The following is a 13678-nucleotide window of genomic DNA, read 5'->3' on the forward strand; positions in this document are numbered from 1 at the left end:
GAGCATGCGTGCGCCCAAGGTGTCATGCCGTATTACTGGATTTGCGTTTCTGCCTGCGATTGTGCATCAGACAGCACCTTATCCAGATCTTTACCGTTCAAGTAATTTTGCACTTCTACGGCGAGAAGATCTTCGATCTCGTACGTATGCATGCCGTAGTTAACACGCGGGATTTGCTCTGTCCATTTTGCGAAATCTGCAGTAATCGTTTGACCGCCAAAGAATTCGTCCGCCGCGCTGTACGCTTCGCCGCTTGCGGCTGCTTTCAATGTGCCGATTGCGCCGATTTGCTTGTTCAAGTTCTGGTACAGATCCACATTGGAACCGAACGTTTGCTTCAGGAACTCAGCTGCTGCTTCTTTACCGTCGATGTTAAGCACGTACCACGAGCTGCCGCCAAGGTTCGAAGCATGAACCGAGCTAGGCGTGTTCGGCAGCGTCGGGAATGGTACAACTGCCCACTGGCCGGATTGCGAAGCTTCCGCTTTGACCGATGCCGTGATCCAGTTACCCGTTGGAACCGATGCAACATCGCCGCTGTTGAATGCGCCAACGAATTGGCTCCAGTCGGACGTTACTTTTACGATGTCGGATTCCATCAGCTTCTTGTATGTTTCAAGCGCTTGTTTCAGTATTGCGTTATCTTTCAGATCAGGTGTCGTGCCATCCTCTTTCGTGTACCAAGAACCAGCCGATTGAATCATCATGCGGATCAGGCCCAGATCGTTAGGGTCCTGCGTCAGAAGCGCTTTACCCGTTTTAGCCTTCACTGCTTTACCGATTTCAATAATTTTGTCCCAGTCAACGTCTTGAAGGTCTTCTACTTTGTAGCCTGCTTGCTCAAGCAGGTCTTTACGAACATACAAGCCTGCTACACCGGAGTCGAACGGAACGCCGTATTGTTTGCCGTCCAAGCTCGTTGGTCCGATTTTGTAATCTGCAAAGTCGGAAGCGTTGATTACGCTCGACAGATCATAGAACGCATCTGGGTAAGCTTGCAGGAAGCTTTGTGCGCGGTAGTCTTCGATAAGTACGATGTTCGGCAGACCTTTCGTCGTGCCGGAGTTGAGTCCCGTGTTCAGCTTCTGAACGATGTCTGCTTGCGCGTTTTCCTGAACATCGATTTTCACATTTGCATTCTGAGTTGCGTATACATCCTTCGCCATATTAAGAGCCGCGACATTGAAATTAGCGTCCCAAGCCCAAGCCGTCAATTCCGTGGTTCCCTGCGAAGCTGTGTCGTTCGTACCTTCAGAAGTCGATGTGTCGTTGTCTGATTTGCTCGAGCATGCCGTCAGCAGAACGAAGCTGGCAAGCAGCAATACGAGTACTTTTTTCAAGCGTAACAACCCCTTTTCTTCATACGATGCTTATGTTTGGTGTACTTATGAAACCTTCATTGAAAGCGTTTGCCGGCTAACAACATCATCATAGCATCCTGCGAAAACCGGACGTTAGCAATAAATTTGCCTTCCGCTTGTCATTCTGTTGTCCATTGTAAAGCGCTTTACTTGGTACTTTGTAAACGTTTTAGCTTCTGGTACTTTTGTTAGGTCATTTGTAAATAATCAAGCTACAACAGCGGCATTCGAATTCTAACCTTCGTTCCTTCGCCAGGCTTGCTGTCGATCACTACCCCGTACGCATTCCCATACAATAGGACGATACGATCATGGACATTGCGGATACCAATGCCGGAGAACAGCTGTCTGCCTCCTTTGGGATTAGGCAGCTTGCCATTATCCGACAGCCCCTCAATACCGGAGCCATTGTCGACGATTTCGCACAGCAGCGAGCCTGCCTCTGCCGACACGAGCACGTAGATATAACCATCCGGTTTATCATTGAAGGCATGGAAGAACGCATTCTCCATGAATGGCTGCAGGATCAGCTTAGGAACACGAACATCCAAACAGTCCGGGGCGACAAAATAACTTACTTTGATTCGCTCACCATAACGCATATGGTTGATGAACACATAATGCTTCAGGTTCTCGATCTCATCGCTTACCGTAACGGTCTCGCTGACGTTGCCGATCGTATTTTGCAGAAGCGAAATTAACGCATTGATGGTATCCGACGCCTTTTCCTTGCTGCCCTGCTGTACTAGTATTTTGATGGAGGCCAGTGTGTTATACAGGAAATGCGGATTTATTTGCATCTGCAAAGCGGCAAGTTCTGCATTATGCTGCTCCCGCTGCGTTTCCACCAGCCGCTTCACGTAATCGTTCAACTCATCCAGCATGTAGTTATAAGCATAGCCAAGCTCCTTCACCTCGAAGCTGCCTTTGACATTGATGTAGTTGTGGAAGTTTTTCTTGGTAACATTGGACATTTGCCTTACGAGCAGCGACAGCGAACGCGTCAGCCTCTTCGAAATGACGAATACGATTAAGAGCGCAACGAGAACGATCGCAGCACAAATGAGCGCTACCGCCCGTGTATTTACGAGCTGCTCCAGCGCTGTCTCCTTATCGACCAAATTGACGACATAAAAATCGTATGTTGGCAAATATTCGGCCAGCAGTACATATTCGCCGCCCATAACTGAGGCATTTTTATACGGAAGACCTTCCTCTTCGATCTGCTTGGCAAAGCTCAGCAGTCCGACATTCAGCTTACCGATCAGATCGTCGCGATTGCTGGATACGATGACACCTGACCGATTGAGAATAACAACATCGTTCCCGTCACTTGTGAAATTCGTATAGAAGCGCTTGAACGCAGTCTCACGTATCGCGATATACAGATCGCCATATAAGGTGCCAGACGTCCTTTCATACAACGCCTTGGTTGCCACAATGACGGGATTCAACGAATCCGGCGTCCCCCCGCTGAATTGATACATGACCCGTTTGGGCTCTGCATTCGTGTTGATCGTAATGGGATGCGTACGAAGCTGATTTTTCGGAATCGGCCATACGGTGTTGTCACTTGTATAACTTCTCCCATTCGCACCAATAATGGTCATTCCGACATCATAAGCATCCAAATTGGCTTGATACTGCTTCATCAGCTGAATGGCCGTGAAGTAAATTCTGTTCGTTTCAATCGTACCACTGTCTCCATCCCCTTGAGAGAGGAACCCTTTGATCGAACCGCTCTGCAGGACGTTGTTTGCAGCCGTTATGACCGCATAATTGAACGACTCGAAGTTCGTCTTGATTTGCGTAATAACCTTCGAGTTCGTAATGCTGAACGTATTCATGAACAAACGCTCGGACATCCGAATCGTCACCCAAGATGTCAGCAGTGTCACCGAAATGATACTTACGACCATGATGACGAACATTTTGACGAACAGCCCGTTATATTTTAACCGCTCGAGAATCGCTCGCATCCTATTAATCCTTCCACTGCTTCTGCAGCTGTTGTACTCGGTATTGGCTCGGTGACAGACCGGTCCGTTTCTTGAACACCTTCGTGAAGTAGCTGTGGTCGGAATAGCCGACCATGCAACTAATCTCAGAGATCGTTGCTTCTCCGTCCCGCAGCAGCTCGATCGCTTTCTCTACCCGGATTTTGTTGAGATACTCGTTGAACCCTTCTGGATTATGCGAGGCAAAGAACGTCGACAAGTAGGATGGGTTAAAATGGAACACTTTCGCCACTTCCGTTAGCGTCAGCGATTCGGTGAAATGAGCATGAATGTAGTCCAGCAGCAGCTGCATATTCGGATTCGTCGTCTGATGCTTTGCAGCGATCAGCTCTTCGGCTTCGCCAATAAATGCGTCAAGCTGCCGGGCGACATCGTCAGCGTACCGGGCTTCTTCAATCGATTTGAAATAAGCATACTTATGCTCCTCCAGCGACTTCACATCGACATCCATATTGCCTAGCAGCACAATCATATTGAATATGATGTTGCTCAGAAACGATTTGAATTCGAATATATCCATTCGATAGTCGCTGCTCATCGCGGTTACATGCTCACGCAAATAATCGACGGCCTGCCCAAACTGTTTGCGGCGAAGCTGATCGGCAAAATCATTCAACTGAAACTGACCAACCGACTTCGCTTGAGCCGGAAGGTGGTCCATGGAAAGCAGATGCTGCGCAGGCAAGAAAAATCGATAGCCGAGCAGCTTCTGCAGCTCGCTTCGGTAGATTTCGCCTAATCGGTTGAAATCCTCAAATGTACTGCTGAGCATCCATCCTAGCTCGAGTGATGTCGTGCTGCTGGCCATTGAAGCTGCTAGTTGATCGATTACTGCCCTCGTACGAACTGAAGCGTTCAACAGCAGCATCCAATGCTGATTCTCGGTCACCGTCATTCGATATGCGATCGGATGTTCCTTCAGAAGCCGATCAGCCAGCTCTTGCAGCATCGACGCTGTTGCTTCTGGGGGCTGTGCAGCACGTCGCACATCTACTCCGATCAGCCAATAACGATCATAGGGAAACGCTTCTTGAACCGTACCATCGGACTCGACCGTATCATAGCCGGAGAGCAGCTTGTCCATCTTAGTCTCAATGGATGACGCAGCGCACTCACTTGAACGCTCCAATTGCAGCATCGGAATCCGATCAGCTGTCTTCCTTAGAATCGCTAGCAGCTCCTGCGGATCAAGCTTCGGTTTCAGAATATAATCGGCCACTCCACTCTGAAACGTAGAACGAACGTAATGAAACTCACTGAAGCTGCTCAGCACGATAACTTCAATTTCTGGATGACTAGCTTTCAGAATTCGGATCATTTCCTCGCCGTCCATGATCGGCATGACAATATCAGTTAGTACAATATGCGGCTTCGTCTGTTCGATGAGCTCCAGCGCTTCCTTGCCATTGGATGCCTCACCAACGATCTGAAATCCTTCTTGCTCCCAGTTCAAATAATGCTTGATTCCTTGCCGGATCAATATTTCATCGTCAACGATGACGACACGGCATAGATTCGTATCCGTCATTCTCTGATTCCCCATTCGAAGTTAATTCGTTTTATTATACCCGAATACGTAAGCGCGGCAATACAAAAACGGGTATCCCCCATTGGCATCAAATACGCAATGCCGGAGGTCATACCCGTTTCTAAATGTATATTTATACGCGATTCTATTTTACAGCCGTTCGCGAAGCCACTGCTCGAAGCCAACTGCCGTCAGCCATTGCTCGGCGAGCAGCGTATGACCAGCTGTCGTCGGATGGACACCATCCCACATCCAATAGGAAGCATCTGCACGCTTACAGGCGTCGTTGAACACCGATTGCAATGGAACAAAGATCGCTCCATACTCCTCTGCGACGGCACGAGCTGTTTGCTGCTTCTCGATCAGTCTTGGCTCCCAATCCTGCTCCCAGCGCTCTGCCGTCATTCCGGTGCGAAGCGCGAATGGCTCGCATACGACGAGCGTTACAGACGGATCGTTCTCTCTAGCTTCTTCAAGCAGTCTTCGGAGGGAACGCTCGTAGCGATCAAAGTTAGCATTTCCTTCTCCGATTCCACGAAGAACATCGTTGATGCCAACAAGAATGCTGATCATACGAGGACGATAGGCAAGCGCCTCCGTCTCCCATCTGGCATACAAATCGACAGCACGATCGCCGCTTACACCGCGATTGATGAAGGTAAGTCCATGTTCTGCATAGGCCGCCCCTATGCGGCTTGCAATTAGATACACATAGCCATGGCCATGAATATGGTTCGGATCTTCGCTGCGTCCCCGATTACCGTCTGTTATAGAATCACCTTGGAATAGGACTGTGCAGCTAGATTGAGTATCGCTCATACTGAACTCTCTCCTCCTATGTATAATGGCTGTTGAACGGATTGTCCGATCTGGTAAAGCGCGGGACTTCCGAGCCTTCCCTACCTTTATCTATTCTAGCACATTGGCGAGAGGATTCGCGGCTCCTGCGTAGATAAGCATGCAGGATGCAAAAGAAAAGGCATAAGCCGCTCATAATGAGCCGCTTATGCCTTCTTGTCTTGCAGTAATTCAAGTTCCGTGTCAGCTAAACGCGTCCGCCATGTTCGGCTCGCCGCCTGTCTGACGAATGAGATAAAGCGCGCGATCGAGCACATCGGGATTCACCGTCGCGGAGAGGAAGCTCCCATCGCCAGTAATGCCTTCGGCACGAAGAAGCCGAAGCTTCATCGCGGCTTCACGAGCACCCGCTTCATGGCTGTATGAGGCGTGGATGGCGATGCCTTCCGCAGCCTCGGACGAATCGTCCCTCATGACTCTTCGCCTAACTCTTGGCCCTTAGCACGCTGATCAGCTGCAGCAGCGCGCTGCTGCGCGACACGATCGGCTTCGTCAGCAAGCTCTTCCGAGAACTCGACATCCTCATTCTCAGCGATTGGCAAATTGCCGAAGTTCACTTTCTCCAAATCGGATTTTTTCAAGTTAACCATGCCGGATACGCCTCCTAAAAAGTAATTTGCTTACTTCTTCGACATTACTGCCTGCAAGCAAATTGCTTGCTTCGTAAGCATACGCTTAGTAATTTGCTTACTTCCGCGATCTTACTGCCTGCAAGCAAATTGCTAGCTTCGTAAGCAAACGCTTAATCGGTCCTGGAACCGATTATAGGATGAGCGGCCGGAACGCAAACTATTCATTCACCGACGGGATGATCGCTTCTAACTATTCGCCTCGGAACGCCTTCTTCATCCGTTCGAAGATGGACTCATGATGCTCCTGCTCAGGCTCCTGCGCACCGCCGCTGGACAATCCGCCGAACTGGCGGAGCAGTTCCTTCTGTTCGTCCGACAGCTTCGTTGGTGTTACGATCGTCACCTTCACATGCTGATCGCCGCTGCCGCTTCCACGTAGACGTGGAACGCCTTTGCCCTTGAGGCGGAACGAAGTACCCGTTTGCGTGCCCGCAGGCACCTTCAGCTTCACTTTCTCCGTCAGCGTCGGTACTTCGATTTCGTCGCCAAGCGCTGCCTGCGCGAACGTGAGCGGCACCTCGCAGAAAATATCATCGTTAACGCGCTCAAAGAACTCGTGGCGCTTGACGCGGAGAACGATATACAGATCACCTGCAGGACCGCCGCGCAGGCCGCCTTCGCCCTCACCAGACAGACGGATTTGTGCGCCGTCATCGACACCCGCCGGGATGCGAACATTTATTTTGCGCTGCTTCTTCACTTTGCCCGCGCCATGGCATGTACCGCATTTCTCTTTGATGATTTTGCCTGAGCCTCCGCAGCTGGAGCAGGCTCTGCGGTTAACCATACGGCCAAACGGCGTATTTTGCACAACCTCTTGCTGGCCCGTGCCTCGGCAAGTGCCACAAGTCTCTGGCTTCGTACCAGCCTTCGCACCAGATCCATGACACGTATCACAAGATTCCGTACGCGGAATCGTAATTTCCGTTTCTTTACCGAACACGGCTTCTTTAAACTCGATAGTCATCGAATATTGCAGGTCGTTACCACGCTGTGGTGCGTTCGGATCGCGACGACCGCCGCCGCCTCCACCGAAGAACATGTCGAAAATATCGCCGAAGCCGCCGAAATCGCCAGCTCCGCCACCCATACCGCCGAACTGGTTCGGGTCGACGTGACCATGTCGGTCATACGTATCACGTTTACCAGCATCGCTAAGAACGTCATACGCTTCCTTTACTTCTTTGAACTTGGCTTCTGCATCCGACGCCTTGTTCACGTCTGGATGGTATTGACGTGCCATCTTACGGTACGCCTTCTTGATCTCTTCATCATTAGCGTTCTTCTCAACACCAAGCACTTCATAATAATCGCGCTTATCCGCCAATTCCTCTCACCCCCACGTTGTTCCCATCTGCGCGCGAGATTGCGGCATATAGACACAAGGATAGGTCAAAGCCAGGCCACGCCTGACTTTGACCTATCTTCTGCGTTCGCAAACGGTCGATTCTTAAACCTCGATCGAGGTTATCTTATTTCTTGTCGTCGACAACTTCGTAATCAGCGTCTACAACGTTATCTTTAGAAGGACCTGCATCGCCAGCCGCACCTTCTGGTGCTTCTTGGCCTGCTTGTGCGCCAGCTTGCTCATACAGCTTCACGGACAGCGCTTGAACAACTTGCGTCAGCTCTTCAACTGCAGCGTTAATTTGCTCCAGATCTTCGCCTTCAACCGCTTTTTTCACTTTTTCTTTCGCTTCTTCGGCTTTTGCGATTTCGCCTGCATCGACTTTATCGCCAAGATCCTTGATCGTTTTGTCTACGGAGTAAACGAGCTGGTCTGCATTGTTCTTCGCTTCGACGAGGTCGCGGCGCTTCTTGTCTTCCTCAGCATGCAGCTCAGCGTCTTTCATCATACGTTCAACTTCATCATCGCTCAAACCGCTCGAGGAAGTGATCGTAATTTTTTGGCTCTTACCCGTACCTTTGTCGAGAGCCGATACGTTAACGATACCGTTGGCATCGATATCAAACGTAACTTCGATTTGCGGTACGCCACGTGGAGCAAGTGGAATGTCGCCGAGCGTGAAGCGGCCAAGCGTCTTGTTGCCAGCAGCCATTTGGCGCTCGCCTTGCAGAACGTGAATTTCAACGCTAGGCTGGCTGTCTGCATATGTCGAGAATACCTGCGATTTGCTCGTAGGAATCGTTGTATTGCGGTCGATCATTTTCGTGAATACGCCGCCTGCCGTCTCGATACCGAGCGACAACGGAGTAACGTCGAGAAGAACGACGTCTTTAACGTCACCAGTCAGTACGCCTGCTTGAACCGCTGCGCCGAGTGCTACGACTTCGTCTGGGTTTACGCCTTTGTGAGGCTCTTTGCCGATCAGCTTCTTGATTGCTTCTTGAACGGCTGGAATACGCGTCGAACCGCCGACGAGTACAACTTTATCAATGCCAGCAGACGTCAGGCCTGCATCGCTAAGTGCTTGGCGCGTAGGAGCCAGCGTACGCTCAACGAGATTAGCAGAAATCTCTTCGAATTTTGCACGAGTCAGGTTAAGCTCCAAGTGCTGTGGAACGCCGTCAACCATCGTGATGAACGGAAGCGAAATCGTCGTCGTCAGAACGCCGGACAGTTCTTTTTTCGCTTTCTCAGCTGCATCTTTCAGACGTTGTACAGCACCTTTGTCTTTGGACAGGTCTGTGCCATGCTCTTTGCGGAATTCCGCTACGAGGTAATCGATGATGACTTGGTCGAAGTCGTCGCCGCCGAGCTTGTTGTCGCCGCTCGTTGCTTTAACTTCGAAGAAGCCGTCGCCGAGCTCAAGGATCGATACGTCGAACGTACCGCCGCCAAGGTCGTATACGAGGATCGTTTGATCTTCTGTTTTCTCAAGGCCGTATGCAAGTGCTGCAGCCGTTGGCTCGTTCACGATACGGAGAACTTCGAGACCTGCGATTTTACCAGCGTCCTTCGTTGCTTGACGTTGGCTATCATTGAAGTAAGCAGGAACCGTAATAACGGCTTGCGTTACCGATTGGCCGAGGTATGCTTCAGCATCAGCTTTCAGCTTCTGCAAAATGATTGCCGAAATTTCTTGCGCTGTATATTCTTTGCCTTCAATTACTTCTTTATGGCTCGTGCCCATATGGCGCTTGATCGACATGATCGTACGGTCTGGGTTCGTGATTGCTTGACGTTTAGCTGTTTCGCCGACGATACGCTCGCCGTCTTTCTTAAAGCCGACGACCGATGGCGTCGTGCGGTTGCCTTCTGGGTTCGGGATAACGACGGCTTCGCCGCCCTCCATAACTGCTACGCAGGAGTTTGTAGTACCAAGGTCAATACCAATTACTTTACTCATCGTAATAGCCTCCTCATTGTTCTTATCGATATATTCAAGCTTATAGTCGCAGATGACAATTAAGCATTAGCCGCTTACTTTCACCATGGCTGGACGAAGAACTTTATCTTTGAGCATATAGCCCTTCTGCAGCTCTTCAAGGACGATGCCCTCTTCGTGATCAGCAGATTGCTCTTGCATAACAGCTTGGTGATATTCAGGGTTGAATGGTTCGCCAACCGACTCCATCGGCTTCAAGCCTTCTTGCTCGAGTACTTGGTTGAATTGACGCGATACCATATCGACGCCTTTGGACAATGCCTCGAAATCATTGTTTTGCTTCGCAGCAGTAACTGCACGTTCAAAGTTGTCGACGACCGGCAGAAGTTGTGTAATTAGCTTCATTGTTGCATATTGTGCAAGCTCTTCGCGTTCCTTCGCCGTACGACGACGGAAGTTGTCGAAGTCCGCTTGAGCTCTTAAGTATCGTTGCTGGTGCTCTTCTACCTGACGTTCGAGCTCAGCGATGCGAGCATCGCTAGTCGATTGTGCCGCCTGCTCTTCGCCAGCTTGTTCAGAAGTTGTTTCATTCGTATGTGCTTGCTGTTCTTCGTTATCGATGTTCGTCACCGTTGGTTGATCCTCCATCGTTTGATCGTTCGCACTCATCTTGCTCACCTCCTTAAAGCAATTTGCTTCTTCTTCGATACTGCTTCCTGTAAGCAAATTGCTTACTTCGTAAGCGTACACTTAGCAATTTGCTTCTTCTTCGATACTGCTACATTTAGGAAAATTGCTTGCTTCGTAAGCATACGCTTAATTTGCCCGTCTCGGACAAATCGATATACAGCTGACTGACTCGCGCCGGATCAGTAACTAGGTCATTAATACCAGCGGGATAACAATGCCGCCATATCCCTCGACACAACATCCAGCAATCCGATAACCTTCGCATAATCCATACGCGTAGGACCTAATATACCGATTGTTCCAAGCGATTGTCCGTTCACAGCATAAGTAGCTGTAATTACACTGCAATCGTTAATAGCTGCATGCTCGTTCTCTGTACCGATTCGCACTTGAATGCCTGACTGCGTGGGCGACAATATTTTGGACAGCGTTGGTGTCTCATCTAATAGGTCGAGAATCGTCTTCACTTTGTCGACGTCCTTGAACTCCGGCTGCGTCAACATATTCGTCGCTCCGCCAAGGAACACGCGATGCTCGTGCTCGTCACCCGCAGGAAGCGAATGCTCAAGCATACTCATAACCTGCTCATAATGATCAACGTAGCGGCTCAGCTCATCGCCAATCTCCGAATACAGCTTAGACGTTACGCGCATCATCGGAATACCAGTCAGCTTAGCATTCAAGATATTAACCGTCTTCTCCAGATCTGTAACGCTAACGCCCGGCGGCAGTGGAATCATTCGATTCTCAACATGACCTGTGCTAGTTACAACAATGGCAACAGCTGTCTCAGCGTTCAGCGGAACGAGCTGAAAATGCTTCAAAGAATGATTGACCGATTCAGGTCCAAGCGCAATCGACGTGTAGCTTGTCATATTCGCCAGAATGTTCGCAGCCTGTTGCAGGATCTGCTCGCGTTCTGTCATTCGCTCTGCAAAATAAGAACGGAATTTCAGTACATCATCAGGGCTTTCGCCACCAAAATGGACCAAGTGATCCACATAATAGCGATAGCCTTTAATCGAAGGGACACGTCCAGCGGACGTATGCGGCTGCTCTAGAAAACCAAGCTCTTCAAGATCCGACATTTCGTTACGAATCGTTGCCGGGCTAAAGCCAACATCGCTGCGTTTCGAGATGCTGCGGGATCCTACGGGCTCGGCAGAACGTATATAATCGTCTACAATGGCGTTTAATATCATGCGTTGTCGATCCGTTAACATAACCGAAACCCTCCTCTTGATTTCCAAGCAGTCTGATCGCTGCCCATCCGACCGTTAGCACTCAATGTCGTCGAGTGCTAATCGTCAATACAAAAATACCAAACCAACTTGACGATTGTCAAGTCAGTTCAGTACTTTGAGTACAGCTATTTCGTCGCAATTGTGCTGCTTAGGACAGTTCACACAATCAGCCCATACTTTTTCCGGGAAAATCTCTTTATCAACGACCGTAAACCCGTTCTTCACAAAGAAATTGTCTGCATAGGTGAGCGCCATTACTCTCGTGAGTCCCTGTTCACGCGCCATCTCCATCAGCTTATCGACGATCTTGCTTCCGATACCAAGCCCTTTGTAGCCTTCCGTCATTCCAAGTGAACGAATTTCTACGAGATCCTTACCGAGCTGACACAACGAGCCGCAGCCGACAACCTCATCGTCTACCTCTGCTATAACGAAGGACCCGATCGCTCTAGCGAGCGCTTCGCGGCTTCGCGGCAGCATAATTCCTTTCTCTGCGTAGCCTTGGATCAAATGGTAAAGTACGTCAACATCCTCTGCAGCCGCCGGTCTGCAAACTACCACTGCTTGCTTCACGTTCGTCCCCCCGTTTCGTTGTTATCCTGAACAATATGAATAAATATACATCGAAACGAATGAATGTTCAATAGCAAAATTATTGTCCAATCCTTATTTTGCAGGGAGCGGAAGCACACCTATAAATGCGCCGAAAACCTCATTGCCAAGCGGGATTCCCTTATCGGTCAGTCGGTAGCCTCCATTGCTCGGAATCGCCTCTAGAAGCCCGTCTCGCACGAGACGCTCCAGCTGCTCGCCGAATACATCTTCCATTGTATGGCCCGGAAACTGACGACCGAATGCATCAGCGTTGACGCCTTGCAGGAGCCGCAGTCCGACCATCATGAAATCTTCCATCGCTTCAGCATCGGAGATCTGATTCGTATCTAGGCGCGGCAGACGTACGTTTGCCGCATCGATATAAGGCTGAACGCCTTTAATGTTTAAGTGGCGTTCGCCAAGCGCATAGCCATGTGCGCCTGCGCCAAGTCCATAGTAAGGCTCATTGCGCCAATAAGTGGAGTTGTGACGGCTCTCCTTGCCTGGCAATGCGAAGTTGCTGATCTCGTAATGCTTGTAGCCAGCTGCATTCAACTTATTCATTACGACCATGAACATTGCAAGTTCTTCATCCTCTGTCGGCAGCGGGAGCTCGTTGCGCTCGTACAGCTTATGGAATAACGTATTCTCCTCAACCTTCAGGCTGTATAGTGAGTAGTGAGTGAGGTCAAGCTGGAGTGCCTTATCTACGCTGTCAGACAGCTGCTCGACTGTCTGCTTCGGCAATCCGAACATCAAGTCGATAGACAAGTTCGTGAAGCCGGCCTTCTTCGCATTCTCGATGCTGCGGTAGACGTCATCGGTATTATGGATACGTCCAATCCGCTCCAGCAGTCCATTATCGAACGACTGCACGCCGAAGCTGATTCGGTTAACGCCGCCTTCGAACATCGCGGTAAGCTTATCGAGGTCAGTCGTACCTGGGTTCGCCTCCATGGAGAATTCCACGTTTGGAGACAATGGAAAGTGGCGATGAACGGACTCCAAAAATCGTTTCATTTGTGGAGGCGTCAGAACTGTCGGTGTACCGCCGCCGACGAATACGGTATCGATCGACTCGGGAGGAAGCGCTGCGACTGTCTGCTTCATCTCGGATTCGAGCGCATCGAGGTACGCATCGACGGGCTGCCCCTTCAATACGAAGGAGTTGAAATCGCAATAATGACATTTGTTCGTACAAAACGGGATATGAATGTAAAGCGCTCTTGGCGCGCTCATAAGCATTGGGCGTTCGCCCTCCTTGTTGGACCTGCTTTGCTACAGGCTGTTGCCTGTATGGCCCTCTAATGAGAAAACCTCTATCGAGGCCATTCGAAGATGAGCGACCGCGTTTAGAGGTAGGTTTTATCGCCAATAAGAATTTGTTCTTTCGAGAGACTTGAAAACGAATAAATTCTTATGTGGTAAGTGAAAAGACAGGAAGAGCGGCGCTCTCCCTGTCC

At 49.9% G+C, this 13678-nt stretch carries 12 protein-coding genes; all 12 read right to left on the reverse strand.

All coding sequences use genetic code 11. The features are described from left to right. Window positions 1-32: 32 nt before the first annotated feature. The 12 genes from DFQ01_RS19585 to hemW all read right to left on the reverse strand — a co-directional run bounded on the left by DFQ01_RS19585 (window position 33) and on the right by hemW (window position 13460). The gene (locus DFQ01_RS19585; protein ID WP_110045603.1) at window positions 33-1340 is read right to left on the reverse strand and encodes an ABC transporter substrate-binding protein; all 1308 of its coding nucleotides are present in this window, start codon (window positions 1338-1340) and stop codon (window positions 33-35) included. A 233-nt stretch (window positions 1341-1573) separates the two neighbouring features. Further along, complete coding sequence (locus tag DFQ01_RS19590) at window positions 1574-3340, reverse strand: cache domain-containing sensor histidine kinase (RefSeq protein WP_110045604.1); 1767 nt, start codon at window positions 3338-3340, stop codon at window positions 1574-1576. Window positions 3341-3344: 4 nt separating this feature from the next. Further along, complete coding sequence (locus tag DFQ01_RS19595) at window positions 3345-4907, reverse strand: response regulator transcription factor (RefSeq protein WP_110045605.1); 1563 nt, start codon at window positions 4905-4907, stop codon at window positions 3345-3347. 150 nt (window positions 4908-5057) lie between these two features. Beyond that, window positions 5058-5726, reverse strand: a complete 669-nt coding sequence (locus DFQ01_RS19600; protein WP_110045606.1) for an SGNH/GDSL hydrolase family protein — start codon at window positions 5724-5726, stop codon at window positions 5058-5060. A 222-nt stretch (window positions 5727-5948) separates the two neighbouring features. Beyond that, on the reverse strand, window positions 5949-6179 hold the full coding sequence (locus DFQ01_RS19605; protein WP_110045607.1) for a hypothetical protein: 231 nt from the start codon (window positions 6177-6179) through the stop codon (window positions 5949-5951). Beyond that, window positions 6176-6355 carry a YfhD family protein gene (locus DFQ01_RS19610; RefSeq protein ID WP_110045608.1) on the reverse strand — a complete coding sequence of 60 codons (180 nt, stop codon included), beginning with the start codon at window positions 6353-6355 and terminating at the stop codon, window positions 6176-6178. The genes DFQ01_RS19605 and DFQ01_RS19610 overlap by 4 nt, the downstream gene beginning before the upstream one ends. A gap of 232 nt (window positions 6356-6587) precedes the next feature. After that, complete coding sequence (gene dnaJ / locus DFQ01_RS19615) at window positions 6588-7724, reverse strand: molecular chaperone DnaJ (RefSeq protein WP_110045609.1); 1137 nt, start codon at window positions 7722-7724, stop codon at window positions 6588-6590. Window positions 7725-7869: 145 nt separating this feature from the next. Further along, a complete protein-coding gene (dnaK, locus tag DFQ01_RS19620) occupies window positions 7870-9708 on the reverse strand; it encodes a molecular chaperone DnaK (RefSeq protein ID WP_110045610.1) in 1839 nt (612 codons plus the stop codon). 66 nt (window positions 9709-9774) lie between these two features. Continuing rightward, window positions 9775-10356, reverse strand: a complete 582-nt coding sequence (gene grpE, locus DFQ01_RS19625) for a nucleotide exchange factor GrpE (RefSeq protein ID WP_110045611.1) — start codon at window positions 10354-10356, stop codon at window positions 9775-9777. A 215-nt stretch (window positions 10357-10571) separates the two neighbouring features. Beyond that, window positions 10572-11600 (reverse strand): heat-inducible transcriptional repressor HrcA, encoded by a 1029-nt coding sequence (hrcA, locus tag DFQ01_RS19630; protein WP_110045612.1) that lies wholly within the window; start codon window positions 11598-11600, stop codon window positions 10572-10574. Between the two features lie 123 nt (window positions 11601-11723). Next, a complete protein-coding gene (locus DFQ01_RS19635) occupies window positions 11724-12194 on the reverse strand; it encodes an N-acetyltransferase (protein WP_110045613.1) in 471 nt (156 codons plus the stop codon). Between the two features lie 93 nt (window positions 12195-12287). Then, window positions 12288-13460, reverse strand: coding sequence for a radical SAM family heme chaperone HemW (hemW, locus tag DFQ01_RS19640; protein ID WP_110045614.1), 1173 nt, complete (start codon window positions 13458-13460; stop codon window positions 12288-12290). Window positions 13461-13678: the final 218 nt, after the last annotated feature.

This window comes from Paenibacillus cellulosilyticus, from assembly GCF_003182255.1.
Classification (GTDB): domain Bacteria; phylum Bacillota; class Bacilli; order Paenibacillales; family Paenibacillaceae; genus Paenibacillus_T; species Paenibacillus_T cellulosilyticus.

What these genes read in the sequence shown, in the direction of transcription:
- hemW (WP_110045614.1), bottom strand. Translation starts at nt 13,460, where the DNA reads ATGCTTATGAGCGCGCCAAGAGCGCTTTACATTCATATCCCGTTTTGT.
- DFQ01_RS19595 (WP_110045605.1), bottom strand. Translation starts at nt 4,907, where the DNA reads ATGACGGATACGAATCTATGCCGTGTCGTCATCGTTGACGATGAAATA.
- DFQ01_RS19610 (WP_110045608.1), bottom strand. Translation starts at nt 6,355, where the DNA reads ATGGTTAACTTGAAAAAATCCGATTTGGAGAAAGTGAACTTCGGCAAT.
- hrcA (WP_110045612.1), bottom strand. Translation starts at nt 11,600, where the DNA reads ATGTTAACGGATCGACAACGCATGATATTAAACGCCATTGTAGACGAT.
- grpE (WP_110045611.1), bottom strand. Translation starts at nt 10,356, where the DNA reads ATGAGTGCGAACGATCAAACGATGGAGGATCAACCAACGGTGACGAAC.
- DFQ01_RS19600 (WP_110045606.1), bottom strand. Translation starts at nt 5,726, where the DNA reads ATGAGCGATACTCAATCTAGCTGCACAGTCCTATTCCAAGGTGATTCT.
- DFQ01_RS19605 (WP_110045607.1), bottom strand. Translation starts at nt 6,179, where the DNA reads ATGAGGGACGATTCGTCCGAGGCTGCGGAAGGCATCGCCATCCACGCC.
- dnaK (WP_110045610.1), bottom strand. Translation starts at nt 9,708, where the DNA reads ATGAGTAAAGTAATTGGTATTGACCTTGGTACTACAAACTCCTGCGTA.
- DFQ01_RS19590 (WP_110045604.1), bottom strand. Translation starts at nt 3,340, where the DNA reads ATGCGAGCGATTCTCGAGCGGTTAAAATATAACGGGCTGTTCGTCAAA.